Below are 25,408 nucleotides of genomic sequence, written 5' to 3' on the forward strand. Positions count from 1 at the left end.
GACGTCAAGCGACGAGTCCGGCGATGCGTTCGGCGGCGGTCCTGGCGCCGTCGTGGGCCCGGTAGGACCGGGAGATCTCCGCCACCCGCTCGCGCATCGGTGACGCGGGCGCGAGGAGCTGGGCGATGGCCTCCCGGCAGGTCTCCACCGTGAGGTGTCTCGGGTCCCTGGCGAGCCCCGCTCCGGATTTCTCCAGGAAGTGCGCCTGCACGGGCTGGTCGTTGCACACCGGCAGCAACAGCATCGGCACGCCCGCGGTCATCGCCTCCATCACGGAGTTGGCGCCTCCGTGGGAGATGAACGCGGTCGCGCGCTCCAGCACCTGTCGCTGTGGCGTGTACGGCACCGCCACCACGTCACCGGGCAGCGTGTTCGGGAAATCCGTGTCGGCCAGCTCGCCCGCGCACAACACCAGCGTCACGCCGAAGGGCTGCGCGGCCTCCGCGATGAGACGGAACAGCTCCGGCTGATAGGAGATCTGGCTGCCGAAGGACACGTACAGCACGGGCTTGTCGCCCAGGCGCTCCCAGGGGAAGGGCACCTCGTCGCCCCGGGGTTCGGGTGGAGCCGACGGTCCGACGAGCAGTGTGTTCGGCGGCACTCCGGCGTCCGGGCCCAGGAAGGCCTCGGTGGCGAAGATGACGTTGAGCCGGGGCGACAGGCATTCGCAGGTGCGGAAGCGCGCGTCGAAGCCATGCCGCTGGAACAGGGCCTGTCGGTCCTCCTTGAGCGCGCCCACGTTGAGCAGCAGGGGAATGTCTGGCCGGGGTTCCAGCAGCGTGAGCGCGGAGGACACGCCCGCCCACGGGATGCCCTCCGTGTGCGCCGCGAGCACCGCCGCGTATTGCATCCCGTCCAGGGCCATCACGTCGGGACGGAAGGCGCGCACCACCTCGCGCACCGGCTCCAGGAGCGCGGGGGCTGCGTCCAGCAGCAAGCCACGGATCCACTTGCCCAGCGCCACGTCGTCCAGCACCAACTTCGCCAGGGCTTCGCCACCGGTCTCGATGCCAGGGGGCTGCGCTTCGCGGTGGGGCAGGTGGAGGATTTCCACGCCCAGCCCGTCGAGTTGCGGCGTCGGTTCGGGGATGCACAGCCAACCGACGGTGTGCCCCAGCAGGCGCAGCCATTGGGCCACCCCGACCATCGGGTTCACGTGGCCCTTCTCGGGCGAGGTGGCGATCAGGATTCGGGACATGGTGGATGCGCCTCGGTGTGGGCCTGGAGCATGGCCAGGGACACGAGTCGCATCAACAACCGATCCATCACTCCTGCCTGCGCGTCCCCGGGCGACAGGCGCGTGTAGCGCTCCAGCAGCCGGGAGACGGCCCCGGGGTCGATGACCTGGAGGGGCTCCAGGCGCTCGGGGGATAGCCAGGCGCGGTACAGCTCCAGCCAGCGCGCCCGCACCGGACTGGAGAGCGCCGTGTGCCCATACCGGGGCAGCTTGCGCGCGAGGCGCACCTCGTCGGGCACGAGCGAGCGCACCGCGTGCCGGAACAGCCATTTGCCGAACCCGTCTCGCATCAGTACGGACTCCGGCAGCCCGAGCGCCACCCGAGCGAAGCCCGGGTCCAGGTACGGCGTGCGGACCGTGAGGCCATGGGCTCGTGCGCCTCGCAGTTCGGGCGGGAGGATGAGCTCCCGCAGCACCCATTCGGCGTAGCGAAGCTCTCCGGAAGCAGAGGCGTCCCCCGGCGGCAGATCCCACGGAGCAGGCAGCGAGGTGAGCGCCGCCCCCAGGTTGTCCACAGGGGGGGATGCCGGCGCGTGATCGCTGTTCACGCCCTCGGAAACACCCCTCAAGTTGTCCACAGGCTGGCGATTGCCGCGAGGGCTCGCCGTTTGATCGCGACCCTGGGTTCCAGAGGGAGCGGGCCCGGTTTCTCCGGTGGACGACTCCTCGGTGGCTCCCGGTTCCTGATCGCGGGCCCCCACTGAGTCCAGAGGCGTTCCCGAGTTGTCCACAGCCCCCCCAGGGGTTTGGAGGGCGTCCTCATGATCGTGCGAGCCGCCCCGGAGCGACGCCCGCAAGTTGTCCACAGCCGCCCGGGCGTCATGTCTCAAGACCTCCACGGCCAGGGCCCGGTCCTCATCCACGCGTGCCTTCGCGGAGACCATCGCGCCCGGGGTGCCCTGGAGCACTTCATCCGCGCCCGCGCCGCTCAAGAGGACGGGGCCCGCGCCCAGCCGGTGGGCCTCCAGGTAGAAAACGAAGCTCGCCACGGCGCGGGCGTTGAGGATGACGGTCTGGTTGGCGAGGACCGCGTGCTCGAACTGGTCCGGCAGCACGGCGTCGGGGATGAGCACATCCACCAGCTCCGCGCCCGTTACCTGCGCCATCCGCCGCGCGTTGCTCCGCTCCACCGCGTCCGCGAAGTGCACATCCATGGTCCACGCGCGCACCTGGCCGTGGGCATGGCGCGCGACCATCGCGCACAGGGCCGCGCTGTCCACCCCGCCGCTCAGGCTGACCTCATGCGTGCCAGCCTCCACGTGGGCCCGCACGGTGTCGGACCAGACAGCCAGAAGCCGATCCGCGAGCGTGTCCTCGTCTTCACGCGTGTTCGCTGGCCGGGTCACGCGCGGCAGCGTCACCTCCAGCGACTCCGCCCCAGGCACCAGGGTCGCGTTGGATGCGCGTCCGTGGCACAGCAATTCGGCGACCGCCTGGGCGGAGAGGCCGTGCGCGGACGCTCTTCCCTGGGGTGGCGCGTTGGGAGTCCGGATCGGCATGCGGGCCGCATCATAGAGGCTGTGTCCGCGCTTGACCGCTCCCGTCGTCTCGGAGGGCGCGAGCGCTTTGGACAAGGCCTGGTCCGTTGCGCCGGCCAGGGAGGAGGCGAGTACGAAGCCGAGCCGTGAAGCCCCGCGGTGGGTGAGCTTGTGCGATGACATGGGAAGCCTTCGGGAAGATGCCGGATCCAAAGGGCTGCCAGAGCGGGTGGGCTATCCTCACGCGAACAGGGGAGGGCGGGACATGCGGGAGGATGCGATGGACGTCGTGTTGCGGGAGCGCTTCGGTCTGGATTCATTCCGGCCCGGACAGCGCGAGGTGCTCACGGCCCTCTTGAAGCCCCAGGGCTCCGCGCTCGCGGTGTTCCCCACGGGGGGCGGCAAGTCGCTGTGCTACCAGCTCCCCGCGCTGCTGCTCGAAGGACTCACGGTGGTGGTGTCGCCGCTCATCGCGTTGATGAAGGATCAAATCGATTCGCTGAGCCGCAAGGGCATCCGCGCGGCGCGGCTGGATTCGTCCCTGTCGCTGGAGGAGTCGCGCGAGGTGACGGAGTCCCTGCGGGACGGGTCGCTCAAGCTGCTCTACGTGGCACCAGAGCGCTTCAACAACGAGCGCTTCATGGGCCTCTTGAGCGAACTCCCCATCTCGCTGTTCGCGGTGGATGAAGCGCACTGTGTCTCCGAGTGGGGCCACAACTTCCGTCCGGACTACCTCAAGCTCGCGCAGGCGGCGAGGACGCTGAACGCCGAGCGCATCCTGGCGCTCACCGCCACCGCGACACCGCAGGTGGTGCATGACATCTGCGAGGGCTTCGGCATCCCGGAGCAGAACGCGATCGTCACCGGCTTCTACCGGGGCAACCTCACGCTGGAGACGACGCCCACGGGCATCGAGGCGCGCGACGCGCTGCTCGTGGAGCGGCTGAAGTCCCGCCCGACCGGCTCCACCATCGTCTACGTCACGCTCCAGAAAACCGCCGAGCGCATCGCGGCGCTCCTGTCCGCGGCGGGGCTGCCCGCGAGCGCCTATCACGCGGGCCTGGAGTCGGAGGACCGCGAGCGGGTGCAGGAGTCATGGACCCACTCCGCGAAGGGCATCGTCGTGGCGACCATCGCGTTCGGGATGGGCATCGACAAGGCGGACGTGCGCGCCGTGTATCACTACAACCTGCCCAAGGGCCTGGAGAGCTACAGCCAGGAGATCGGCCGCGCGGGCCGGGACGGCAAGCCATCAGTGGTGGAATTGCTGGTGTGTCCGGACGACGTGCCCACGCTGGAGAACTTCGCGCTCGGGGACACGCCGCTGCCGGAAGCGCTGGAGGGACTGGTGACGGGCCTGCTGGCCGCCGGGCCCGAACTGCACCTGGACCTGTACGCGCTGGGCAACCGTCACGACCTGCGGCCGTTGGTGCTGCGCACGGCGCTGACGTACCTGGAACTGGAAGGTGTGTTGAAGCAGGGCACGCCGTTCTACGCAGGCTACAAGGTGCAGCCGACGGGCACGTTGGAAGCGCTCATCGGGAAGTTCCAGGGGGAGCGAGCACGCTTCGTGAAGGACCTCTTCGCGCACGCGAAGAAGGGACGCACCTGGTACACGTTCGATCCCGCCGAGATTTCAAAGGCGATGGGACAGCCGCGCGACCGCATCGTGAAGGCGCTCGACTACTTCCAGGAGCAGGGCTACGCCGAGACGCAGGTCGCGGAACCCCGCCAGCGCTACACGCGGCTGCGCGAGCACGAAGACGCGCAGGCCCTCGTGTCCCTGTTGCAGGAGCGCTTCCAGAAGCGCGAGGCGCAGGAGGTGTCACGGGTGCGGGAGGTGCTCAAGCTCGTCACGCACGACGGATGCCAGAGCAACGCGCTGGTGGCCCACTTCGGAGAGCAGCGCGAAGCCCCGTGCGGACACTGCACGTTCTGCCGCACCGGTGTGGCCCGCGTGCTGCCGCCGCCGCATCCCCGGCCGGACCTGCGTGAACAGCTCGACGCGGCCACGTTCCGGTCCCTCGTCACGAAGCACCCGGACGCACTGGGCCACCCGAGGCAGGCCGCGCGCTTCCTCTGCGGCCTGAGCAGCCCCGCGCTGTCCAAGGCGAAGCTCAACGGGAACAAGCTCTTCGGCACCCTGACTGAGTGGCCGTTCGCCCAGGTGCTGGCTTTCTGCGAGGAGCGCCCCAGGCGCTAGGATGCACTCCGTGCGCTATGAGCTTCACGACAGCCGCGTCCTCACCTGGTCCCTGGAGACGCACGTCACCACGCACTGCAACCTGCGCTGCGTGCAGTGTTGCCCGCTGTCCCCGCACCTGCCCGCGTGGGCCGTCTCCCCAGAAGCGCTGGGCGAGGACCTGCGCAAGCTCGCGCGCGTGCTCAAGCCCAACGTCTTCAAGCTCACCGGCGGCGAACCCTTCCTCCACCCGGACCTGCCCGCCGTGCTCGACCAGGTGCGCGCCTCCGGCATCTCCGAACAGGTGTCCATCACCACCAACGGCTTCCTCGCCCAGAGCGCTCCCGACGCCGTCTATGAGCGGCTCGACCGGATGACCCTGTCCGTCTACACCTCCGCGCCGCTGCCCGAACGCTCCATCGCTCGCATCACCGAGCGCTGCGAACGCCACGGCGTCCACCTCTCCGTGAAGCACATCGACGCGTTCCAACGCATCACCCCGGACGCGCCGCTGGACTCCGATGCGGCCATCCAGGACGTCTTCGCGAAGTGCTGGCTCAAGCACCGCTGCCACCTCGTCTACCGGGGCCGCTTCTTCACCTGCACCCGCCCGCCCCACGTCGCCACCGTGCTCGCAGCGCAGCACCCACACCTGCCCGCGCTCGCGGAGGCGGATGGCCTCTGGCTCGACAGTCCGGAGCTGCTCTCGGGCCTCCTCGCCTACCTGGAGCGAGACACGCCCCTGGCGACCTGCCAGCACTGCCTGGGCTCCAGCGGCCCGTGGGAACCCCACGCGCAGCTTCCTCGTCCCCGCGCGGCTACCTGAGTCGGGCTGAATCAGGGCGGCGGGGGAATCAGGGCGGGCGGATTCGCTCGCAGGGGCAGCTCCGTGGTGAAGACGGAACCCTGCCCCAGTTGGCTCTCCACGCGCACCGTGCCGCCCATGGCCTCCACCAGCGTGCGCGTGATGTAGAGCCCCAGGCCTAGGCCTCCGTAGTGCCGCTCGCTCACCGCGCGCTCGAAGCGGCCGAAGAGCCTTGGCAGCGACTCCGCAGAGATGCCGATGCCCTGGTCCCGCACCGTCAACGTCGCACGCCCGTCCTTCGCCTCCACGCGGATGTCGATGGGGCGCCCCTGGCCGTACTTGATGGCGTTGTCCACCAGGTTCACCACCACCTGCTCCAGGCGCGGCCGGTCCCACCACCCCGTCGTCGCGGTGTCCACTCCCTCCACGCGCAGCACGGAACCTGAACGCGCGGCGGGGCCCTCGTAGGCGGCCACCACGTCGCGCACCAGCTCCGCCAGGTCCACCGACGCGGGGTCCAGGGACATCCGCCCGGAGGCGATGCGCGACACGTCCAGCAGGTCGTTCACCAGCTCCGCCAGCTTCTTCAACTGCCGCGAGCCCACCTCCAGGTAGTTCTCCACCGTCGCGCGCGACACCGGGCCCGGCGTGCGGTCCATCTCCCGCCGCAGCGACTGGAGCTTGAGGTTGAGCGGCGTGAGCGGCGTCTTCAGCTCGTGGCTCGCGATGGACAGGAACTCGTCGCGCAGGCGCACGGCTTCGCGCGCCTCGCGGTACAGCCGCGCGTTCTCCATGGACAGCGCGGCGCGGTTGGCCATCTCCTGGAGGATGGGCAGGTCCGCCTTCATGTAGCTCCGGCCGGACGCGTGGCTGGTGGCGAAGATGATGACGCCCAGCGTGCGCTCGCGGGCCACCAGGGGCACCATCGCCAGGGAGCGCAGCTTCATGGCCTGGAGCAGCTCCATCCGATGCGGCTCATTGGTCAGTTGCATGAGGTCCACATCGGTGACGTCCTCCACGAAGAAGGGCTGGCCCTTGAGCAGCAGGGTCCCGGCGCCCATCGATGGGTAGCATTGCCCCTCGGGAACGGGCGTCCGCAGCCCCTCCGCGTGCGCTTCCGACTCCGTCCTCGCGTGCGCCACCTCCATCCTCATGAAGGTGCCGTCCTCCATCGCCATGTCGACGATGCACCAGTCCGCCAGTGTGGGGACGACGAGGCGCACCACGTTGTGCAGCGTGGCCTCGTAGTCCAGCGACGTGGCGAGGAAGGAGCTGGCGCCCGCCAGCAGGCGCAGGTGCTCCTCGTTGTGCGACAGCTCGCGCGCCAACTGCTCCGCGCGCGCCCGCGCCCGCACGTGGCCCGTCACGTCGAAGCCGAAGCCGGCGATGCCGTCCACCTTCCCCTCGGTGTCATGCGTGGGCGTGTACGTGATGTCGAAGAAGTACTCGCGCACGGAGCCATCCGGTTGCTTCAGATGGAGCGGCATCTCCTTGCCCTGGAAGGGTTCGCCCGTCGCGTAGATGCGGTCCAACAGCCCGGAGATGCGCGCGGCCTCCTCCTTCGGTCCCACGTCCCGCACGGGCCGGCCCAGCAGGTCCGGGTTGCCCAGCATCTCGGAGTTGAGGGGGTTGGACAGCTCGAAGAGGTGGTCGGGCCCGCGGAAGATGACCAGGTGCGCGGGCGCTTGCATGAAGAGCTCACGCAGGCGCGCGCGTTCGTACTCGGCGGCGGCGCGGGCCGCGCGCTCGCTCTCCAGCAGGCTGGCGCGCTCCACGTTGGCCCGGCGCAGGCGCGCGTTGAGCAGCGTCACGAACAGGGACAGCGCGAGGAAGAGGCCCAGCGTGATGAGGCTGCCGGTCCGCACCTTCCAGGTGTGGATGGGCGTCAGGAAGAAGTAGTCCACGATGACCAGCGACATCCCCGTGGCCAGCAGCCCCGGGCCCCACCCTCCTCGCCAGCCGGAGAACATCACGGCGGCGAAGAAGGCGAGGAAGGGCATCCCCACCGTAATCGACGACAGCAGCTCCTGGGCCACGAAGGCCAGCGCCACGCTGCCCACCGCGAGCCCGTAGCGCAGCGTCGCGGACCCTTCCTCCTTCGAAACGGCCGGAGGCCCCGGGGGAGCCGGAGTAGGGGGCGCCACCGGAACAGGGGCTGGGACCCGGACTGCGGACGTCGAGGGGACGGACATGGGCGCGGCTCAGACTACCTGTCGGCGTGGCTTCAGCGGGCTTCCTTGCTCGCGGAGGTGTTGGACTGGGTGAGGCCCTGCATGGAGGCAGGGTAGCGCTCTCCGGCGGCGATGCCCGGCGGCGCGATGGCTTCGATGTCCTTCAGGTCTTGCGGTGTGAGCTTCACCTCCAGGGCCCCCAGGTTGTCGTCCAGGTACTTGCGGCGCTTGGTGCCGGGGATGGGCACCACGTCCTGCCCGCGCGACAGCACCCAGGCGAGCGCCAACTGCGCGGGCGAGCACTGCTTCTGCCGGGCGAGCCGGTCGATGTGCTCCACCAGCTTCAGGTTGCGCTGGAAGTTCTCCCCCTGGAAGCGGGGCGAGTGGCGGCGGTAGTCGTCCTCGGCCAGGTCCTCGAAGCGTTTGATCTGCCCGGTAAGGAACCCGCGTCCCAGGGGGCTGTAGGGCACGAAGCCCACGCCCAGCTCGCGGCACGCCTGGAGCACGCCGTCCTCCGGATCCCGACTCCACAGCGAGTATTCCGACTGGAGCGCGGTGATGGGATGCACGGCGCACGCGCGGCGCAATGTGTCCGCGTTGACCTCCGACAGGCCCAGGAAGCGCACCTTGCCGGCCTTCACCAGCTCCGCCATCGCGCCCACCGTGTCCTCGATGGGCGTCTTCGGATCCACGCGGTGCAGGTAGTACAGGTCGATGACGTCCATTCCCAGCCGCTGGAGGCTCGCTTCGCACGCCTGCTTCACGTACTCGGGCCGGCCGTTGACGCCGCGCGCCTGGGGGTTGTTGGGGTCGCGGACGAGGCCGAACTTGGTGGCCAGGACGAGCTTCGCGCGGTGGGGGTTGAGCACGCGGCCCACCAGCTCCTCGTTGCGTCCCGGGCCATAGGCGTCGGCGGTGTCGAAGAAGGTGATGCCCCTGTCCAGCGCGTGGAGCAGCGTGGCCTCCGACTCCGCGTCGTCGCGGCCCGCGTAGAATTCCGACATGCCCATGCAGCCCAGGCCCAGCGCCGAAACGGTGAGGCCCTGCCTGCCCAGCTTCCGAGTCTCCATGGCTTGCGTCCTCCCCTGAAAGTTCCCTCTTCTGAGGGTCGTCATGCGGCGCGCGGGAGTCCAGGACAAACGATCGTTCGTCAGGACGGCTTACCCCGGAGTCGCAAGCTCGCTACGGAAGGGGAGCGGCTTGGCGGACGGTGGGAATGCCTCCGCTTCGCTCGCCGCCACCTCGGGCGCGGGCCAACCCAGGTTGCGCAGCGCCGCGGTCAATCGCTCGCACAGCGCGACCACGCTGTCCTCGGGGGCCCCCGCCAGCTCCAACGTGAAGCGCTCCCGCGACACCTGCGTGAGCCGGAACGCGCGCAGCGGGTGATGTTTGAACACCCACGCCAGGGCCCACGCATCCACCGCGCGTCCCGCCGGCGTGTGGAACGTGCAGGCCCCCCGTCCGCCGAAGCCCGTCAGCGTCCAGCCGTGAAAGCCGCAGGTGCAGGCGTCCCTGCGGACGGTGCCGGTGTCGCCCGGCCGGTAGCGCAACAGCGGCAGCACGCTGGGCCGCAGCCGCGTCACCACCACTTCCTCCCCGTCCGGCTCCAACCAGACATCCGGCGTGAGCACGTGGAAGCGGCCCGGGTTCGCGTCCTCGCGGCACTCCCATGCGAGTGGCCCCGTCTCCGTGGCGGCGTAGTAGTTGAGGACCGGCACGCCCCGCTCGCGCTCCCACGCGTCGCGCAGCGCTCGCGGCAGGTGCTGCGCGGAGGTGAGCACCAGCCGGGGGGCGGGCACCTCCGGATGGGCCAGCAACCAGCGCAGCCCTTCCGGGTCGGAGAAGACGACGGCCGCGCGCACCCGCTGCAAACGCGCCACCGCGTCATCGCGCAGCACGGAGACGCGGTGCAGGGCGCCGTCATGGAAGAGGGGCAGCCGCACCGAATACTCCAGCCCTCCCGGCAGCACGTCCAGCAACACCACGCGCGGGCGCGGCGGCGGCACCGTGCCGGTGTGTTCGGTGAAGAAGCGCAGCACGGCCCACATCAAGAGGCAGTCGCGCCTGTCTCTCAGCACGTTCACCGGATCGCCCGTGGTGCCGGAGCTCTTCACCACCACGCACTCGTCGGACGCATCCGGCAGCGTGGGCACGTCCTCCCAATGGCGCGCGAGCGTCGCGCGGTCCAGCGCCGGGAAGTGCCGCAGGTCCTCCAGCCGCTGGAGGTCTCCCGGGTGCAGCCCCGCCTCCCGCAACACCCGCACGTAGTAGGGCGAACCCTGGAGCGCCTGCCGCAGCCAGCCCAGGCGCGACTCCAGCGCCGCGCGGGCCACGGCCTCGTCCACCGTGGAGGCGCCGCGCGAAAGCCCCGCGGCCACGTCCAGCGCCCACGGCAGGTGGGGCCGCTGGGTCTGGGCATCGCGGCGGATGCGGGCCCTGGGGGCCACTGCCAACGTCACTCGCGCCAGCCCCGGGCCTCGGCGTCCTTCTGCTGGGCCTCCTGCAACATCTTCGTGCGCCGGTCCGCCTCCTGCTTGCGCGCCTCCTCCACCTTGCGCAGGTCCGTGACGGCCTGCCGGTAGTCCAGGGCCTTCAGGCGCTCCTTCGACTGCTGCTCCGTCTCACCTTCGATGTCCGCGCCCAGCGCGGAACACCACTTGCGCAGGAACTCCTCCTGGCGGAAGGCGTTGGAGCGGATCATCTCCGCCGTCAGCGGGTTCACCTCCTCGAAGAACTGCTGGAGGCGCGCCATCGGGGTGCGGTCCGCGGTGAGGTAGAGCACCGTCTTCTTGCGCAGCTCCGACGCCACCAGCACGTGCGCGAGCATGCCCACCTGTTCGCGGAACAGCGGGTTCTTCACCCACTTCTCCAGCTTCTCCCACTCGGCCTCGGAGGGAGGCTTCTGGCTGCCCTGGCGGAAGGTGTCGCAGATGATGGCCACCGCCAGGTCGTGCGGATACGGCGACACGATGGGCGAGGCCGCCAGTTGATCACGAAGGTGTGCGAGCGAGATCGCCATCAGTTCTCCAACAAGGCATCGGCCAGCGCCGCGGCGGCGGGACCGAAGTCAGACATCCATTGCACTGTCGCCAGCCGGAAGCGCTTGTCCGCGAGCACCGGCGCCAGCACCAGCCGGGCGCGTTGCTCATCCGGCACCGCGAGGAAGGCCACCACCCGGCGTGACTTCTTCATCGCGCGGGACAGGCGCGCCAGCGCATCCGGGTCCTGCATGTTCGACAGGAAGTCGCTGTCGGAGATGATGACCCGCAGCACGTCCGGCCGCTCCTGGGACAGCTTCTCCATCTCCTCCACCGGGAACCACGTCCCCCCGCCGATGTAGTGCAGGAGGAAGTCGCGCGCCGTCTCCTCGTCGTACATCCACGGGGAGATGAAGGGCTGCCGGTCCGAGTACACGATGCCGCGCACCGTGGCGCCCTTGCGCAGCGCGGACGCCGCCAACACCTGCGCCGCCAGCGTCATCGAATTGAGCTGGTGCTCGGGGTTGGGCATGGAGCCGCTGGTGTCCAGGTACAGCTCCACCGCCGGCACGCCCAGGTCCGACGGCGGCGGCAGGTCCGCCTCCAATTCGCGACGCAGGGGCGCGATGGCGGCCAGGTGCCCCTGCGACACCACCGTGAGCGTCCAGTCGATGGTGGACGGGTCGTCGCCGTACTCCCACGCCTCCGGCGTCGTGCGCAGGTACGGCTCCGGCTTCGCCGGTGAGGATGGAAGCTTGAGGATGTACCGGTCCACCAGCCGCCGGTAGTGCCGGGCGACCAGGGCCCGCCGCAGCTTCCCGCCGCCCTTGCCGGGCAGGTGCTCCGTCACGCGGGCGATGGTGGTGAGCGGATCCGCGTCCTTCGTGTCGTGCGTCGCGTCCAGCCAGCCCTGCTCGCGCGCCTCCGCCAGTGCGTCCTCCCACCGTCCGCCGGCCTGCACCGCCGCGTCCACGTCGCCCTCGTCCGGACCGGGCACGTCTCCGGCGAGCGGGATGCGGAAGCGCAGCTTGCCGGGCGCGTCGATGTAGCGGATGAACGCGGCGCAGAAGTAGAGGAACTGGAGGCGCGGGTCGGGCAGCGCGTAGAACGTCTGCACGAACAGGCGGGCCTGGATGCGGAAGCCCGGGTAGTCCCGCTCCAGCGTCTCCAGGCGCCCCTTGGGCACGAGGTCGCCGTGCGGCTTGCGCCACAGCTCCTCGTAGAGGGCCAGGTAGAAGCAGAACAGCGGGCTCGTGCCTCCGGCCGGGTCCTGCCCCTTGTCTGGCGCGCGGAGGAAGCCCCGGTACACCTCGCACAGGGCTTCGGCGTGGGTGCGCCCCACGAACTCGTTCACCTGGAGGTCGAAGAACAGGTTGGTGAGCGACTGGCCCAGTCCGGGCAACAGCCGCTGCTCCAGCACGCGCAGCTCCGCGTCCCACCCGAGCGTGTGCGGGAAGCGCACGTGGTGCCCGATTTCGTGCGCCAGCACGGCGGTGAGGCTGTCGCGCGCGCCCATGCGGTCCAGCAGCTCGAAGTGGACGAACACCTGCCGGCGCACCATGTCGATGTACGCGAGCGGTTCGTCCTTCACGTCCTCGCCGGGACGGAACGGCTGGTGGGGCTCTGGCGGGCTCAACTGCACGCGCACGTCCCACAGCGCCAGCGCGTCGTGCCAGCACCGCTCCACCTCCTCGGGCGTGAAGGTCGCGCGCCGGGTCATGTCGGCAGGATGACCGCCAGCCACTGGGACGTGTGCATCGTGGCCACCGCGCGCCATTCGTTGCTCAGCGTGCTGTACCAGTCGCCCGCGCGCGGGTCGCGCTGTGACAGGGAGGTGATGGCCTTGACGGTCATGCGCGTGGGCTCCAGCCGTTCGTTGCAGCCCATGGGCCCCAGGAGCATGGGCTTCTTCGTGAGCCACACGCCCTGCGTGGCCGCGTCGCGTCCTCCGGCGGCGGTGGCGCGGTGCCGGTCGTGCACGCACACCACGGAGGGCGCCAGGAAGTGCACCTCCCCCGGCATGAAGCGGCTGTCCTCCTGCGACAGGTCCACCCACAGCGCGGTGGACGTGTCGCCCAGCGTGTCGGAAGGCGGCTCCATCGCGGCGTTGGCGATGGCGTGCAGGTGGCCCTCGATGTCGTTCAGCGAGGGCATGTTCGTGCCCACGCGGCAGAACAGGCGCTGCACCCAGGGGGGCGCGGACTCCAGGTTCTCGCTCAGGTTCCACATCCGCGCGAGCGCCGCGGCCTGCTGCTCCGAGGGCAGCCGGGGCAACAGGCGCGGCACCAGCTCCGACCACGCGAGCGTGAAGAAGTTCTGCCGCCCGGCGGAGGTCGGGTACAGGTAGCCCAGGCCGATGCCCTCGGCGCCCAGGCGCAGGTAGTTGCGGAGGATCTGCTCGCCCTGGGCCGCGTCCTGACCGGAGGCCGCCATCGCCTGGCCCATGCGCGCCACCGGGCCGCTGAGAAAGCCCGTCCACAGCGCGCGGTCCCAGCGCACGAAGCGCGAGCGCGCCTCCTTCTCCACGGTGTCGACGAACTCGCTCATGGCTGACCGCCCGGGTTTTCCTTCAGCCACGTCGCGTAGTTGCGATAGCGGCTGTAGAGGGATTTCAAGTGGATGATGTCTTCGTACACGGGGCCGGAAAGCTCGTGGCGGGACATCAGCTCGTTCATCAGCACGGTGACGGCGGACAGGCGCTTCTCGGTGGTGCGCAGGTCCACGCCAGACAGGCCCAGGTCCAGTTCGGTGCGAAGCTGGACGACCTTCTGGCGCAGCGGCGCGTGCGTGCCGTAGCGGGCCATGGCCATGTCGAACATGTTGCGGATCCACGCCACGCGGTCCTGGAGCAGCAGCTTGTTGCCCTTGCCTTCGAAGAAGGGGCTGCGCGCGTTGGGGGTGAGCTTCTCGTGCAGCACCCAGGGGATGATCTGCCGGAAGTCCTCCAGCTCCACCGCGCGGTGGCCCCGGAAGAACGCGAGCGCCTTCGCGAAGTGCAGGATGGTCTGGTACGCGCGCACGCTGGTGCCGTTCTCCGTCTGCGTGCAGAGGTGCACCTTCTTGTCCAAGGGGCACTGCTCGTTGCACACCGCGGACACTGTCTGGCCGGCGAGCTTCAGCGTGTCCTTGTGCTTGAACTCGAAGCGCGGGGACGCCATGCGGCAGAAGTCGAGCTGACCCAGGAAGAAGGCCACGCGCTCCAGCGCGCCCTTGGGCACCTCCACGGCGAGGATGGCGTTGTAGGCCTTCTCCAGTTCGCCCGGCGTGAAGACGATGTCCTTGGGGAGCATCTCCTCCGGGGACTTGTCGGACTCGATGCGCTGGAGCAGCGTGTCCACGAAGCCGGAGTTGAAGGGAACCGCGCGCACCACGACGTCGATGCGGTCCTTGAGCGCTTCGATGACCTGGAAGGTGCCGCCGCCCTGGTCGTCGTTGGCGGTGAGGAACCAGGACGAGCGACCGGTGTAGACGTACTGGTCCATCATCTCCGCGTAGCCCTCGCCCAGCAGCGACAGCAGGGCGGACTGGGTCTTCGTGGGGATGCGGTTGTACTCGTCGATGATCTTCACGCGCTGGCTGATCCACTTGCGCCAGCTCACCTTGACGGCGGACAGGTCCTCCGCCTTGAGCATGTCCGACGGCAGCGGCGCGCCCAGCAGGTCCGCGATGGACAACTGCGGATGTCCGCGCTGGATGCCCCGGTGCACGTCCTCGCGGCCCATGCCGGACAAGAGCGCCATGAGGATGGCGCTGGTCGTCTTGCCCCGGCCCGGGCCGCCGACGAGCAGGGCGCGGCGGCAGGTGAAGAGGGTGAGCAGCGGGATGAGGACGAAGGAGCTGTAGCTCATGTCCTCCGGCAGGTGCAGCTCATCCCCGGCGGCGTTCTTCAGCGCGGCGGTGCCGCCGAATTCGATGTCGTAGTAGGGGCAGATGACGGCGTTGTTGGTGATCCACCAATACGCCTGCCGCATCTTGTCGTGGAGGCTGCCGCCGTCGCGCTCGGAGAGGTGGACGCTGAGGCCCTTGTCCGCCGATGCGCGTCCGGTGAGCAGGCGCGAAACCCAATCCTGGTTGGCCATGGAGGAGGCGGACTCTAGCCCGTGCGCGAGGGGGTGGGGGAGAGGATGGAGGCTGCCCGGTCCTCCAGTAGGCTGGGGCGATGAAGGCCCTCTGGTGTGTCCTGGCCCTGGCGACCCTCGCGGTGCTGCTGTCCTGCGCGTCCCTGCCGTGGTCGCCGTTCGACTCGGAGGCGCGCTCCGAGGCGCGATTGGACACGGTGGCCCCGAGACAACCGGAGACGCACACCCTCCAGGACGCGGGGCTTCGCTTCAGAGCGTCACGAGCCCCAGCCGCGCGGCGCGCACCACGGCCTCCGTTCGCCGCTGCACGCCCAGCTTGGCCAGCACCGCGTTGACGTGGAACTTGGCCGTGTGCTCGCTGATGGCGAGCCGGTCCGCGATGGCCTTGTTCGACAGGCCCTCCGCCAGCAGGCCCAGCACCTCGCGCTCGCGCGGCGTCAGCGTGTCCTGTGGTGCCGGTGCTCCGGACGGGGCCGTGTTTCGCGGTGCGGCGCGGACTTGCGACAGCCCGGGCTCGAACACGGTGAGCCCGCGCGCCACGGCGTGCAGCGCGGCCACGAGCATCTCCGGCGCCACGTCGCGGAACAGCAGCCCGCGCGCCCCCGCGCCCAGCGCCAGTTCTCCCGCCGCTTCGTCCGCCACCAGCGCCAGCACCGGCGCGCCCAGGTCCGGCGCCGCGCCCTCCGTCAGCCGCAGGCCCGTGTCCCAGAGCACCACGTCGGGTGGTCCGCTCCGCGCCGTCTCCAGCTCCACCTGCGTGCCGGAGGCCACCACCGTCCAACCCTCCCCCTGGTCGCTCAAGGCCCGTGCGAGCGCACCCCGGGCCAGGGGGTCCTCCGAGACGAGGGCGAGCCGCTGCGATGAAGGGGGCGCATCCAACATGGGCCCCTCATCCCTAACCGCCCCCGCCGCGTTCGCCACACCGCACGGCGCCGGAAGCCCTTTGCTTCCCTCTGGGCGCCGGGCCTGTGAAGAATCGTGAAGTCCCCACGGGAGGTGGCAGATGGCGGTCCAGACGGCGCGTTGGCTGGCGGTGGCGGGGCTGTTGATGTCGGCCAGCGTCCACGCGGCTCCAGGGCCCTACTTGAAGCTGGGGGATGAAATCGTCGGCCTCGTGCGCACGCGCTTCCATGACCCGACGAAGGGCGCCGCGTGGGCGGACGCACACCAGGGCTATGCCGCCGACGTGAAGGACGCGGAGGACTTCGCCCGGCGCACGAACGCGGCGCTCGCGGAGCTGAAGGTCTCCCACACGACCTACTACCCGAAGCAGTCCCCTGGCCACGCGGCGGTGTCCTCCATCTTCCAGGGCTTCCTGAAGCCGAAGAAGGTGGCGGCCACCGGCATCGGCGTGGACGTGATGGAGACCCCGGACGGCTTCTTCGTCCGCCACGTCTTCGTGGAAGGTCCCGGCGCGAAGGCGGGCCTCTTGCGCGGTGACCGACTGCTCACCGTGGAGGGCCAGCCCTTCCATCCCTGGCGCGCCTTCGCGAACCGCACCGGCAAGGCCACACGGCTCACCGTGGAGCGTACGAAGGGCGCGGAGCCCCTGTCGCTCACCGTCACGCCTCGGAGCATGGACCCGCGCAAGGAGTGGCTCGCCTACCAGAAGGCCAGCTCGCGCGTCGTCGAACACCAGGGGCGCCGGGTCGCGTACCAGCACCTCTACTCGTGCGCGGGCGAGGACCACCAGCAGTTGCTGGAAGAGACGCTCCAGGACACCTTCGCGGACGCGGAGGCGCTGGTCATCGACTTCCGCGACGGCTGGGGCGGATGCAGCCCGGCCTTCGTCAACCTCTTCAATCCCCACGTGCCCACGATGGTGAGCACCGGCCGCGACGGCAAGACGCAGACCCTGGCGATGGCCTGGCACAAACCGGTGGTGCTGCTCGTCAACGGCAACTCGCGCAGCGGCAAGGAGCTGGTGGCCTTCGCGATGAAGCGCCACCGGCTGGCGACGCTCGTGGGGCAGCGCACCGCGGGCGCGGTGATGGCGGGCGGACCGCAGAAGCTGTCCAACGGCGACCTGCTCTACCTCGCGGTGATGGACGGGACGGTGGACGGCGAGCGCCTGGAAGGGGTAGGCGTGCCGGTGGACGTGGAGGTCCCGGACGCGCTGCCGTACGCCACGGGCGTGGATCCGCAGAAGGCGCGGGCGCTCGACGTGGCCGCGTCGTTGGTGAAGGGCTGACGCTTCAGCGCAGCGTGACGCCGTGGCCCGGTGCGTCCGGGTCCAGCGTCAGTCGCGAGCCCGCGTAGTGCGCACCGCCCTGGAACGGGTGGCTCGCGATGAACAGCGGCGTGTCCAGGTCCGCGTAGGTGAAGCCGCCCAGGCCCGCCGCCAGGTGCGCGGAGGCGCTCATCGCGAGCACGCTCTCCACCATGCCGCCCACCATCAACTCCAGCCCCGCCGCGCGCGCGAGGCTCCACATCGTCAGCGCTTCCACCATCCCGCACTTCATCGTCTTGATGTTGATGGCGTGACAGGCGCCCTCGCGGATGAGCCGGAGCACGTCCTTCGCGGACCGCGCGGATTCATCCGCGCACACCGGCACCTTCGAGCGGCGCGTCACCTCCGCGAGCCCCGCGAAGTCGGCGGCGGGCACGGGCTGTTCGAACAGCGACAGCGGCACATCCGCCCGCTCCAACTCCTTGAGAAAGGCCAGCGCCTCCGACACGTCGTAGCCCCCGTTCGCGTCCGCGAAGAGCCGCGCCTTCGGGGCCTCCTGGTGGATGGCCACGAGCCGCGCCGCGTCCGCATCCGGGTCCAACGCCCCGACCTTCACCTTCAATGTGTCGATGCCCCGCCCGAGGATGGCCCGCGTGGAGGCCACCGCGTGCGCCACGTCCCCGGCCGTCACGGTCATGTCGATGTCCAGCGCGGTGCCCGCTCCGCCAAAGAAGGCGTGCAGCGGGAGGCGGTGGTGCCGCGCCAGCGCGTCCAGGAGCGCCATCTCCACGCCACACCGCGCGGACGGGGCGAGCGCGAGCGCATCCGCCAGCGCCTCCGACGTGGGCCGCCAGGCCTGGGCGTCGCGGCCCAGGAGCAGCCCCCGCACCGACTCCAGCGCGGTCAGGGTGCTGGCCTGCGTCTCCCCACTCACGGCGGTGAAGGGCGCTGCCTCGCCCAGGCCCACGGTGCCGTCCGCGAGCGTGATGCGCACGAGCGCGTTCTCCGCCGCGTGCTGCGCGCCCGTCGCGATGGCGAAGGGCTCTGTGAGGGGCAGGTGCAGCGCTTCGAAGGAAACCTGCATGACGTGGGTGGGGCGCATGGGCGGGGCCGAGTGTGGCCGACGTCCCCGGCCCATGGGGAGCACTTCCTTGCGCGCCGTGCCTGCTTACAGTCGGGTGAACGTGAGGGACGTGGACCCCGCCAGCCGCGTCAGCCCCTGGGGCCACAGGCACGCCAGCAGGTCCGTGTTGAGGGACCGGTTGACGAGCAGCACCTGGTCCCCCTGGAAGCGACCGTGGGTCACCTTTCCCACGGAGGTGAAGACCTGGATGTTGCCCACCACGTTCGCGCTCACGCCCTGGAAGGTGAACGTCGACGAGGAACCATCACTCCACGCGATGGTGGCCTGCGAAGGCCCGATGTTCGCGGCACAGCTATTGTGGGAGCTGGCGGTCACATCGAGGGTGCCGGACGTGATGGCGGAAACGCTCGTGGTGCAGTGGTTGTAGTCGGACGCGTTCGTGTAGGTGACCACGCGAGGAAGGACCTTGAGGCCGGGCGCCCAGGTCTGCTCGATGTCGCCATCGCACTGCACATCCACCAGGGCCTGGGCGGGTGCCGCATGGAGGAGCAGCAGGGCGAAGAGGACAATGGAACACGACGCGAACCGGGGCATGGGGGACCTCGCGGAGGAAAGGGGGTGGGCAATAGGCCCATGGCCATGGTGAGGACGCATCGTCCCGCGGCCCATCGCCTCCAGGGGTCAACCCACACGTCGGCTTACGACATTGTCAGTTAAAGGGCGTCTTACTGCTTTGTCCTTCCTCCCCAATTCCGCCCGTTTGCTCTCCGATTACCTGAAATTCCAGGGTGATGTGAAAGACGCGTACGGGGGGACCCTGACTTGAGCCGCCGTGCGATTCGTGGCGACATGCGGGTCCCCGGGAGATGGGTAGGGCCGGGGCCGCTCAGGGGAATCCTGTCGGGGGGCGGCTTCCCAACCCCACTGGATGCACCGGAGGAGGCGGATGTCCGCGATCGACACGTTCGTGCCCCTTCCGCTCGCGGATGCGCTCCTGGTCGCGCTCGAGGAGGCCGAGCGGGAGCACCCGGAGGCGTGCATGCTGCTGCGCGCCGTGCGCTCCGACAGCGGGGCCATCATCGACTTCGAATGGCTGTGGGCGAACCCCGCCGCCGCGCGCGCGCTGGGCCACGGTCCGGAGTTCCTGCGGGGCCGGCGCCTGGGCGAGGTGTCCGCGCCGGAGGGGCTGGCGGGCCGCATGGAGGTCCTGCGGCAGGTGGTGGAGTCCGGCCGGTCGCGCGCGGACAACTTCGCCGAAGGGGAGGCCTGGCTGCAGAGCACCGCCGTGCGCCTGCGCGACGGGGTGCTGGTGCGCCTGCGCGACGTCACCAGCGCCCAGCGGATGGAGGAGGGGCTGCGCGACACGCTGGACTGGGTGCGCGACGTGCTGGAGAGCATGCCGGACGCCTTCTTCACCGTGGATACCGACTGGCGCATCACCTACGTCAACCGCAACGCCGCCGCGCTCACCGGCCACACCCAGGAGACCCTCTTCCGCCGCGTGCTGTGGGAGGCCTGCCCGGAGATGTGCGGCACGCCCATGGAGCGCGCGCTGCGCGAGGTGGCCACCGAGGAGGGCTACCGCCTCTTCGAGCTGCGCACCGGCAAGGACCGCTGGCACGAGGTGCACACCTGGTCGAGCGGTCGCAACATCTCCACCTATGCGCGCGACGTCACGGACAAGAAGCGCGTCCAGGCGGAGCGCGACGCGCTGCTCGCTCGCGAGCACTCCGGCCGCCTGGAGGCGGAGGCCCTGGCCCAGCGCCGCACGCATGAGCTGATGGCCGCACGCGAGCGGCTGGTGCAGTCGGAGAAGCTGGCCATGGCGGGCCAGCTCGCCGCGGGCGTGGGCCACGAAATCAACAACCCGCTGTCCTACGTCGCCGGCAACCTCCAGTTCGCCGTGGAGCAGCTCACGCCGCTGGCCCGCCGCGCCAACGCCGGGGCCGCGGTGCAGGCGGCGCTGGGCGAAGCGCTGGAGGCCCTGCGCGAAGCGCGCGAGGGCGCCGAGCGCATCCGCGTCATCGTGCGCGACCTTCAGACCTTCGCCCGCGCGGACGAGCTGCGCCTGTCGCCGGTGGATGTGCACTCGGCGGTGGAGTTCGGCATCTCCATGGCGATGACGCACCTGCGAAGCCGCGCCCGGGTGGAGCGCTCCTTCGGACAGGTGCCCCACGCGCTGGCCCACGAGGCGCGCCTGGGCCAGGTGTTCCTGCACCTGCTCATCAACGCCGCGCACGCCATCCCCGTGGGCGACTTCGAGCGCCACCGGGTGACGCTCACCACCCGCCGCGAGGGCGCCTGGGTGCTGGTGGAGGTGTCCGACACCGGCCTGGGCATGACGCCGGAGGTGCTCCAACGCGCCTTCGAGCCGTTCTTCACCACGCGCCCCGTGGGAGAAGGCACCGGCCTGGGTCTGTCCATCTGCCTGGGTCTCGTGCGCAGCATGCACGGGGAGCTCACCGCCACCAGCATCCCCGGCATGGGCAGCACCTTCCAGGTGCGGCTGCCCGTCTCGGAGGCCGCCACGCACCCCGGCGTCCCCGCGGTGCGGGTGGCCGAAGGGCCCCAGCGCAAGCGCGTGCTGGTGGTGGACGACGAACCGCAGCTCACCTCGGTGCTCAAGCGCATGCTGGGCCGGCAGCACGACGTGGTGGTGGCGCACAGCGGCCGCGAGGCGCTGGCGCTGCTGGAGCAGGACGACGCCTTCGACCGCGTCTTCTGCGACCTGATGATGGCGGACCTGACCGGGATGGACGTGCACGCGGAGCTGTCGCGGCGCCGCTCGGAGGTGCTCTCGCGCTTCGTGTTCATGACGGGCGGCAGCTTCACCGAGCGCGCCCGGACGTTCCTTCAGGCCGTGCCCCTGCCGCGCATCGAAAAGCCCTTCGAGCCGGGGCTCCTGCTGGCGCTGGTGGACGCCTCACCCCCGCGCCCGGGGGCCGTCGTCCGGCTCCCCGCGCGCGAAGGTGCGTGACCGCGGGGACGGCTACAGCTTCAGCTCCTCCCGCTCCGGCCGGGTGGTGTACGCGGCGCTCGGGTTCGCCGGGTCCGCCAGCTTCAGCAGCAGCTTGTCCATGCCGTTGGAGCGCGAGAAGGCCATCTCGTTCTTCGTCACGCCCACGAGCGTGAGCAATTCCACCTGGCCGCTGGGCAGGGTGAAGTGGCTGGGGCGCGTGGCGTCCTTCACGAACACGAAGCCCGCGAGCTTCGTCTCGCCGCCGGTGAGGGTGCCGTCCACCGGGTAGCGGTGCCCCATGGCGAACAGCCGGGCGCACACGAGGTTGTAGGCCATCATGTCCATGAGGCGCAGGATGGGCCAGCGCTCCTCCTCAGGGGTGTGGATGACCATCTCGTAGCCCAGGCCACTGCGCGCGTCGTCCGCCAGCTCCTCGCCGGGCGATACCGTGAAGGGGTTGGACAGGCCGCTCGTGACGTAGGTCCAGTACGGGTGCTCGGGGCTGGGCGGCGCCACGCGCACGCCCATGGGGAGCCAGTTCGGATCCAACGCCTGACCCTGCGCCAGCTCGCTCTCCAACCACCCCTCCAGCACGCCGGTGCCTTCCAGGAGGTCGACTTCCTCGCGGATGGCACCGAACAGCTTCGGGTACTCCACCTCGTCACGGTCGGCCCAGCAGTCTTCGTACCACTGGATGAAGTCTTCGTCGGTCTCCGGGACTTTCATGGGGCGGACTCTAGAGGTTCACCCCGATTTCACAACTTCATCCGAGCGCCGTCGTCATCCGGCCGGTGGGCTGGCGGACAGACGTTCAGGATTCAGGTTCCGGTGGACCCGGGGGCGACGGGGGGCGCGGGGTTCCAGGGCTTGAGGCCGCAGATGCGTTCGGCCTCTTCCACCGCGGGTGTCAGTCGCATCCGCTCCATGCGCAGGAAGCCCCGGACGGCCTTGTCCAGGCGCTTGTCGAAAATCAGGTGGGCGCTGTGCACGGCGGTGGGCTCGAAGCCGCGCGACACCTTGTGTTCGCCGCCCGCGCCGGGTTCGAACACCTTGCGGCCCATCTGGATGCAGTCGTCCACGGACTGGTACAGGCAGACGTTGAAGTGCAGGAAGGGGTGCTCTTCCGTGCAACCCCAGTAGCGGCCGTAGAGCCGCTCCGGGGTGACCAGGTTGAAGGCGCCCGCGATGACCTGCCCGTCCTTCACCGCCTCCACCATCTCCACGGACTGGGGCAGGTGCTGGAAGACGCGGTCGAAGAAGCCCGGGGTGAGCTGCACCTGGCCCCAGGCGTGGCGTTCGCAGGTGGAGGTGTAGAAGGTGTACGCGCGCTTGGCGTGCTCGGGGCCCAGGTCCGCGCCCCGCACGGTGCGCAGTTGGATTCCCTGGGGGCCCGCGGCGGCGCGCTCGCGCTTGAGCTGGTGGCGGCGCTTGGAGTCGAAGCGGGCCAGGTAGTCGTCGTAGCTTTGATAGCCCGGGTTCTTCCAGTGGAACTGGAGGGTGATGCGGCGCGCGAGCCCGGCCTCCTCCAGGAAGTCGGCCTCCTCGTCGGTGGGGTAGAGCACGTGCACCCCGGAGCAGCCCGCGTCCTCGGCGCTTTGCACCGCGGCCTCCAGCAGGGCGCGGCGCAGGACGGAGGCGTCCTCGCCCGGGGCGGTGAGGAAGCGCGGCACGGTGGCGGGGGACAGGGGGCCGCCCACGAGGAGCTTGGGGTAGTACTCCACGCCCAGTTGGGCGGCGGCGTTGGCCCAGCCGAAGTCGTAGATGTATTCGCCCATGCTGTGGAACTTGAGGTAGGCGGGCGCGGCGGCGACCAGCTTCTTTCCCCTCCACAGCGTCAGGTGGTGCGGGGCCCAGCCGGTCTCCTCGGTGGCGCTGCCGCTGTCCTCCATGGCGGACAGCCACGCGTGGCGCACGAAGGGGGGCGCGCCGGGGGCGATGAGCGCGTCCCATTGGGCGGCCGGGACGTCGTGGATGGCATCGAGGATGCGGACCTGGAGCGGGGTGTCGACGGGCACGGGGGCAGTCTTAACGCGAGCCCGCGCCCTGCGCTTTCGTCCGTTTCGCTGGCTGGCGTCCGGGGGAGGGAGCGCGGGGCGCCTGGCCTGGGAGCCTCCGGGTCAGGAGGCCTTCTTGCGGCTGACTTCCTGGGTCCGCGCGGAGAGCACCCGCTGCACGTTGTTTTCAATCCACGTGGTCAGGGACTTCACGTGCTCGGCGACCTCCTGGCCCATGGGGGTGAGGCTGTAGTCCACGTGGGGGGGAATCACCGGGTGGGCCTCGCGCAGCACGAAGCCGTCCTGCTCCAGGGCCTGGAGCGTCTGGGCGAGCATCTTTTCGCTCACCCCGCCCACCTTGCGGCGCAGCTCGCTGAAGCGGTGGGTGCCCTCTTCCCGCAGCGCGATGAGCACCAGCACGCCCCAGCGGCTGGTGACGTGTTCCAGCACCCCGCGCGACGGACACACGGCCGCGTAGAGGTCCCCGCGCTGCTTCACCTTCGCCAGCAGTGCACTGCCCTTGCTTGCCTTCATGATTGACACTTACCATAAGGTACGTACTTACGGAAAGTGAGTACCCCCGTTAGGGTTAGTGCCAGTTCGAATCCACGCGCACGGCGCGGGAAGAAAGAGGCACGGGCCATGATCGTCGTCACTGGAGCCACGGGGAAGCTGGGGCGGTTCGTCGTCGAGGGGCTGTTGAAGAAGGTGCCCGCGAATCAGGTCGCGGTGGCGGTGCGCGACCCGGAGAAGGCGAAGGATTGGGCGGCGCGCGGGGTGCAGGTGCGCAAGGTGGACTACAGCCAGCCGGAGACGCTGGCGGGGGCGTTCGGGAAGGGGGACGGGGTGTTGCTCATCTCCGCGAACGAGGTGGGCAAGCGCTTCCCGCAGCACTCGGCGGTGATTGAGGCGGCGAAGAAGGCGGGCGTGAAGCTGCTGGCGTACACGAGCGCTCCGTACGCGGACACGTCGGGCATCAAGCTGGTGGGGGAGCACAAGGCCACGGAGGAGGCCATCAAGGCGTCGGGGCTGCCGTACGCGTTCCTGCGCAACGGCTGGTACTTCGAGAACTACACGGACAACCTGGCACCGGCGCTGGAGTACGGCGTGGTGCAGGGCAGCGCGAAGGACGGCCGGGTGTCAGCGGCCAGCCGCAAGGACTACGCGGACGCGGCGGTGGAGGTGCTCACGGGCACGGGCCACGAGAACCAGGTGTATGAGCTGGCGGGGGACACGGCCTTCACGCTGACGGAGTACGCGGCGGAGGTGTCGCGCCAGTCGGGCAAGAAGGTGGCGTACGTGGACCTGCCGGTGCCGGAGTACTCGGCGGCGCTGGTGAAGGTGGGGCTGCCGCAGGTGTACGCGGACATCCTGGCGGACGCGGACGCGGGGCTCGCGAAGGGTGAGTTGTACAACGACAGCCACACGCTGAGCCGGCTCATCGGGCGGTCCACGACGAAGCTCGCGGATGCGGTGGGCGCGGCGCTCAAGGCGCGCTGAGGTCGGAGCGTCCGCCGATTTCCGGGAAGCGCTCGTAAGCAAGCAGGAGCGCTTCCAGGTGGGTGGGATTGTCGAGGTCGAGCGGTGCCTCGGTGAGGCGGACGATCCACCCGCCCGTCGCGGTGCGCCGTGAACGGGACAGCAATTCCGCGTCGCGCGCCGGGTCCGGGAAACCGATGGCCTGGGCGGATGCGGCGGACCAGTAGTTGAGCCACCCGAGATAATAGGGGATCTCCGGCGAGCGGATGTCCTCGGGCAACTTGAGTGCCGGCAACCCGCGCGAGGGGGATGGCGGCCCTACGGTGCCAACAGCGCTGACCGTGCGGGCTCTCTGAAGCGCGATGTCCATGGACGCGTTGCCGGGTGTGACCCGTCCCCAGTGGGCGTGCGCACCCTCCGCCACGGCTTCCAGCACGGCTTCTGCCGCGGCAAGGGTCGTGGCATCCAGGGGCAACTCCGCGTTCACGTCGAGCTGTGTTTGGCCACCCGGTGCCGCACTGGCCCAGAGCTTGAATCCGGAGATCGTCACGAAGTGGCTCTCGTCTCCGTTGCAAAGAAGCGGAAGCACCTCGTCTGGCTGTGTCTCCATGACCCAGGCGTCGCGCTGTGGCAGCAAGATGAATTGCCCTTCGTCTGAAATGGTCCACGCGAGACGCAGGCCGGGCAGCGCGCGTTCCATGCCGTGGACCACCGCCAGGGGACGCGTGTCTCCGTCCACGAGCCAGGGTGCGTAGACCTTCAAATGGAGTGTGTCATCCAGGGCAACCATCT

General features: G+C 69.9%; 21 protein-coding genes. 5 read left to right on the forward strand and 16 right to left on the reverse strand.

Going from position 1 to position 25,408, the window contains the following annotated elements; all coding sequences use genetic code 11:
- Positions 1–4: 4 nt before the first annotated feature.
- Positions 5–1,198: a glycosyltransferase gene (locus D7V88_RS00315; protein ID WP_120538562.1), complete on the reverse strand. Its 1,194-nt coding sequence runs from the start codon at positions 1,196–1,198 to the stop codon at positions 5–7.
- Complete coding sequence (locus D7V88_RS00320) at positions 1,183–2,736, reverse strand: asparagine synthase-related protein (RefSeq protein WP_158624956.1); 1,554 nt, start codon at positions 2,734–2,736, stop codon at positions 1,183–1,185. Before D7V88_RS00320 ends, D7V88_RS00315 begins: the two co-directional genes overlap by 16 nt.
- A 244-nt stretch (positions 2,737–2,980) precedes the next feature.
- Between D7V88_RS00320 and D7V88_RS00325 the strand changes: the two genes are divergently transcribed.
- Together D7V88_RS00325 and D7V88_RS00330 are read left to right on the forward strand one after the other, a co-directional pair.
- Positions 2,981–4,918, forward strand: coding sequence for a RecQ family ATP-dependent DNA helicase (locus tag D7V88_RS00325; RefSeq protein WP_120538564.1), 1,938 nt, complete (start codon positions 2,981–2,983; stop codon positions 4,916–4,918).
- Between the two features lies 1 nt (position 4,919).
- Positions 4,920–5,723, forward strand: a complete 804-nt coding sequence (locus D7V88_RS00330; protein WP_244237878.1) for a radical SAM protein — start codon at positions 4,920–4,922, stop codon at positions 5,721–5,723.
- An 11-nt stretch (positions 5,724–5,734) separates the two neighbouring features.
- Here the strand turns inward: D7V88_RS00330 and D7V88_RS00335 are convergent, their stop codons facing one another.
- The 8 genes from D7V88_RS00335 to D7V88_RS00370 all read right to left on the reverse strand — a co-directional run bounded on the left by D7V88_RS00335 (position 5,735) and on the right by D7V88_RS00370 (position 15,812).
- The gene (locus tag D7V88_RS00335) at positions 5,735–7,894 is read right to left on the reverse strand and encodes a sensor histidine kinase (RefSeq protein ID WP_120538565.1); all 2,160 of its coding nucleotides are present in this window, start codon (positions 7,892–7,894) and stop codon (positions 5,735–5,737) included.
- A 32-nt stretch (positions 7,895–7,926) separates the two neighbouring features.
- Positions 7,927–8,943, reverse strand: coding sequence for an aldo/keto reductase (locus D7V88_RS00340; RefSeq protein WP_120538566.1), 1,017 nt, complete (start codon positions 8,941–8,943; stop codon positions 7,927–7,929).
- 90 nt (positions 8,944–9,033) lie between these two features.
- Positions 9,034–10,332: a phenylacetate--CoA ligase family protein gene (locus tag D7V88_RS00345; RefSeq protein ID WP_120538567.1), complete on the reverse strand. Its 1,299-nt coding sequence runs from the start codon at positions 10,330–10,332 to the stop codon at positions 9,034–9,036.
- Entirely contained in the window at positions 10,329–10,892 is a 564-nt protein-coding gene (locus D7V88_RS00350) for a hypothetical protein (protein ID WP_120538568.1), read from the reverse strand. Before D7V88_RS00350 ends, D7V88_RS00345 begins: the two co-directional genes overlap by 4 nt.
- Positions 10,892–12,571: a M48 family metalloprotease gene (locus tag D7V88_RS00355; RefSeq protein WP_120538569.1), complete on the reverse strand. Its 1,680-nt coding sequence runs from the start codon at positions 12,569–12,571 to the stop codon at positions 10,892–10,894. The genes D7V88_RS00350 and D7V88_RS00355 overlap by 1 nt, the downstream gene beginning before the upstream one ends.
- The gene (locus tag D7V88_RS00360; RefSeq protein ID WP_208726042.1) at positions 12,568–13,398 is read right to left on the reverse strand and encodes a hypothetical protein; all 831 of its coding nucleotides are present in this window, start codon (positions 13,396–13,398) and stop codon (positions 12,568–12,570) included. The genes D7V88_RS00355 and D7V88_RS00360 overlap by 4 nt, the downstream gene beginning before the upstream one ends.
- Positions 13,395–14,930 (reverse strand): MoxR family ATPase, encoded by a 1,536-nt coding sequence (locus tag D7V88_RS00365; protein ID WP_120538571.1) that lies wholly within the window; start codon positions 14,928–14,930, stop codon positions 13,395–13,397. The genes D7V88_RS00360 and D7V88_RS00365 overlap by 4 nt, the downstream gene beginning before the upstream one ends.
- A 249-nt stretch (positions 14,931–15,179) precedes the next feature.
- Positions 15,180–15,812 (reverse strand): LuxR C-terminal-related transcriptional regulator, encoded by a 633-nt coding sequence (locus tag D7V88_RS00370; RefSeq protein WP_120538572.1) that lies wholly within the window; start codon positions 15,810–15,812, stop codon positions 15,180–15,182.
- A 121-nt stretch (positions 15,813–15,933) separates the two neighbouring features.
- On the opposite strand from D7V88_RS00370, the gene D7V88_RS00375 reads away from it, so the two are divergent.
- Entirely contained in the window at positions 15,934–17,121 is a 1,188-nt protein-coding gene (locus D7V88_RS00375) for a S41 family peptidase (protein ID WP_120538573.1), read from the forward strand.
- Positions 17,122–17,125: 4 nt separating this feature from the next.
- Here the strand turns inward: D7V88_RS00375 and D7V88_RS00380 are convergent, their stop codons facing one another.
- Both D7V88_RS00380 and D7V88_RS00385 read right to left on the reverse strand, forming a co-directional pair.
- Positions 17,126–18,184 carry a dipeptide epimerase gene (locus D7V88_RS00380; protein WP_279635962.1) on the reverse strand — a complete coding sequence of 353 codons (1,059 nt, stop codon included), beginning with the start codon at positions 18,182–18,184 and terminating at the stop codon, positions 17,126–17,128.
- Positions 18,185–18,268: 84 nt separating this feature from the next.
- Positions 18,269–18,778 carry a hypothetical protein gene (locus D7V88_RS00385; RefSeq protein WP_120538575.1) on the reverse strand — a complete coding sequence of 170 codons (510 nt, stop codon included), beginning with the start codon at positions 18,776–18,778 and terminating at the stop codon, positions 18,269–18,271.
- Between the two features lie 352 nt (positions 18,779–19,130).
- Between D7V88_RS00385 and D7V88_RS00390 the strand changes: the two genes are divergently transcribed.
- Positions 19,131–21,161 (forward strand): ATP-binding protein, encoded by a 2,031-nt coding sequence (locus D7V88_RS00390; RefSeq protein ID WP_120538576.1) that lies wholly within the window; start codon positions 19,131–19,133, stop codon positions 21,159–21,161.
- A 12-nt stretch (positions 21,162–21,173) separates the two neighbouring features.
- On the opposite strand, the gene D7V88_RS00395 is transcribed toward D7V88_RS00390, so the two are convergent.
- The 3 genes from D7V88_RS00395 to D7V88_RS00405 form a co-directional block, all read right to left on the reverse strand.
- Positions 21,174–21,869, reverse strand: coding sequence for a suppressor of fused domain protein (locus D7V88_RS00395; RefSeq protein WP_120538577.1), 696 nt, complete (start codon positions 21,867–21,869; stop codon positions 21,174–21,176).
- Between the two features lie 92 nt (positions 21,870–21,961).
- On the reverse strand, positions 21,962–23,158 hold the full coding sequence (locus tag D7V88_RS00400) for a GNAT family N-acetyltransferase (RefSeq protein ID WP_120538578.1): 1,197 nt from the start codon (positions 23,156–23,158) through the stop codon (positions 21,962–21,964).
- Between the two features lie 102 nt (positions 23,159–23,260).
- Complete coding sequence (locus D7V88_RS00405; RefSeq protein ID WP_120538579.1) at positions 23,261–23,671, reverse strand: winged helix-turn-helix transcriptional regulator; 411 nt, start codon at positions 23,669–23,671, stop codon at positions 23,261–23,263.
- Between the two features lie 108 nt (positions 23,672–23,779).
- On the opposite strand from D7V88_RS00405, the gene D7V88_RS00410 reads away from it, so the two are divergent.
- Positions 23,780–24,637, forward strand: coding sequence for an SDR family oxidoreductase (locus D7V88_RS00410; protein ID WP_120538580.1), 858 nt, complete (start codon positions 23,780–23,782; stop codon positions 24,635–24,637).
- Here D7V88_RS00410 and D7V88_RS00415 read toward each other — a convergent pair.
- On the reverse strand, positions 24,624–25,406 hold the full coding sequence (locus D7V88_RS00415) for a DUF5953 family protein (RefSeq protein WP_120538581.1): 783 nt from the start codon (positions 25,404–25,406) through the stop codon (positions 24,624–24,626). The genes D7V88_RS00410 and D7V88_RS00415 overlap by 14 nt on opposite strands.
- Positions 25,407–25,408 lie beyond the last annotated feature (2 nt).

This window comes from Corallococcus terminator (assembly GCF_003611635.1).
GTDB lineage: Bacteria > Myxococcota > Myxococcia > Myxococcales > Myxococcaceae > Corallococcus > Corallococcus terminator.

Coding starts and splice junctions, on each gene's coding strand:
- D7V88_RS00370 (WP_120538572.1), bottom strand. CDS start 15,812: ATGTTGGATGCGCCCCCTTCATCGCAGCGGCTCGCCCTCGTCTCGGAG.
- D7V88_RS00350 (WP_120538568.1), bottom strand. CDS start 10,892: ATGGCGATCTCGCTCGCACACCTTCGTGATCAACTGGCGGCCTCGCCC.
- D7V88_RS00355 (WP_120538569.1), bottom strand. CDS start 12,571: ATGACCCGGCGCGCGACCTTCACGCCCGAGGAGGTGGAGCGGTGCTGG.
- D7V88_RS00360 (WP_208726042.1), bottom strand. CDS start 13,398: ATGAGCGAGTTCGTCGACACCGTGGAGAAGGAGGCGCGCTCGCGCTTC.
- D7V88_RS00385 (WP_120538575.1), bottom strand. CDS start 18,778: ATGCCCCGGTTCGCGTCGTGTTCCATTGTCCTCTTCGCCCTGCTGCTC.
- D7V88_RS00380 (WP_279635962.1), bottom strand. CDS start 18,184: ATGCAGGTTTCCTTCGAAGCGCTGCACCTGCCCCTCACAGAGCCCTTC.
- D7V88_RS00415 (WP_120538581.1), bottom strand. CDS start 25,406: ATGGTTGCCCTGGATGACACACTCCATTTGAAGGTCTACGCACCCTGG.
- D7V88_RS00410 (WP_120538580.1), top strand. CDS start 23,780: ATGATCGTCGTCACTGGAGCCACGGGGAAGCTGGGGCGGTTCGTCGTC.
- D7V88_RS00405 (WP_120538579.1), bottom strand. CDS start 23,671: ATGAAGGCAAGCAAGGGCAGTGCACTGCTGGCGAAGGTGAAGCAGCGC.
- D7V88_RS00325 (WP_120538564.1), top strand. CDS start 2,981: ATGCGGGAGGATGCGATGGACGTCGTGTTGCGGGAGCGCTTCGGTCTG.
- D7V88_RS00335 (WP_120538565.1), bottom strand. CDS start 7,894: ATGTCCGTCCCCTCGACGTCCGCAGTCCGGGTCCCAGCCCCTGTTCCG.
- D7V88_RS00365 (WP_120538571.1), bottom strand. CDS start 14,930: ATGGCCAACCAGGATTGGGTTTCGCGCCTGCTCACCGGACGCGCATCG.
- D7V88_RS00390 (WP_120538576.1), top strand. CDS start 19,131: ATGTCCGCGATCGACACGTTCGTGCCCCTTCCGCTCGCGGATGCGCTC.
- D7V88_RS00315 (WP_120538562.1), bottom strand. CDS start 1,198: ATGTCCCGAATCCTGATCGCCACCTCGCCCGAGAAGGGCCACGTGAAC.
- D7V88_RS00320 (WP_158624956.1), bottom strand. CDS start 2,736: ATGCCGATCCGGACTCCCAACGCGCCACCCCAGGGAAGAGCGTCCGCG.
- D7V88_RS00340 (WP_120538566.1), bottom strand. CDS start 8,943: ATGGAGACTCGGAAGCTGGGCAGGCAGGGCCTCACCGTTTCGGCGCTG.
- D7V88_RS00375 (WP_120538573.1), top strand. CDS start 15,934: ATGGCGGTCCAGACGGCGCGTTGGCTGGCGGTGGCGGGGCTGTTGATG.
- D7V88_RS00395 (WP_120538577.1), bottom strand. CDS start 21,869: ATGAAAGTCCCGGAGACCGACGAAGACTTCATCCAGTGGTACGAAGAC.
- D7V88_RS00330 (WP_244237878.1), top strand. CDS start 4,920: ATGCACTCCGTGCGCTATGAGCTTCACGACAGCCGCGTCCTCACCTGG.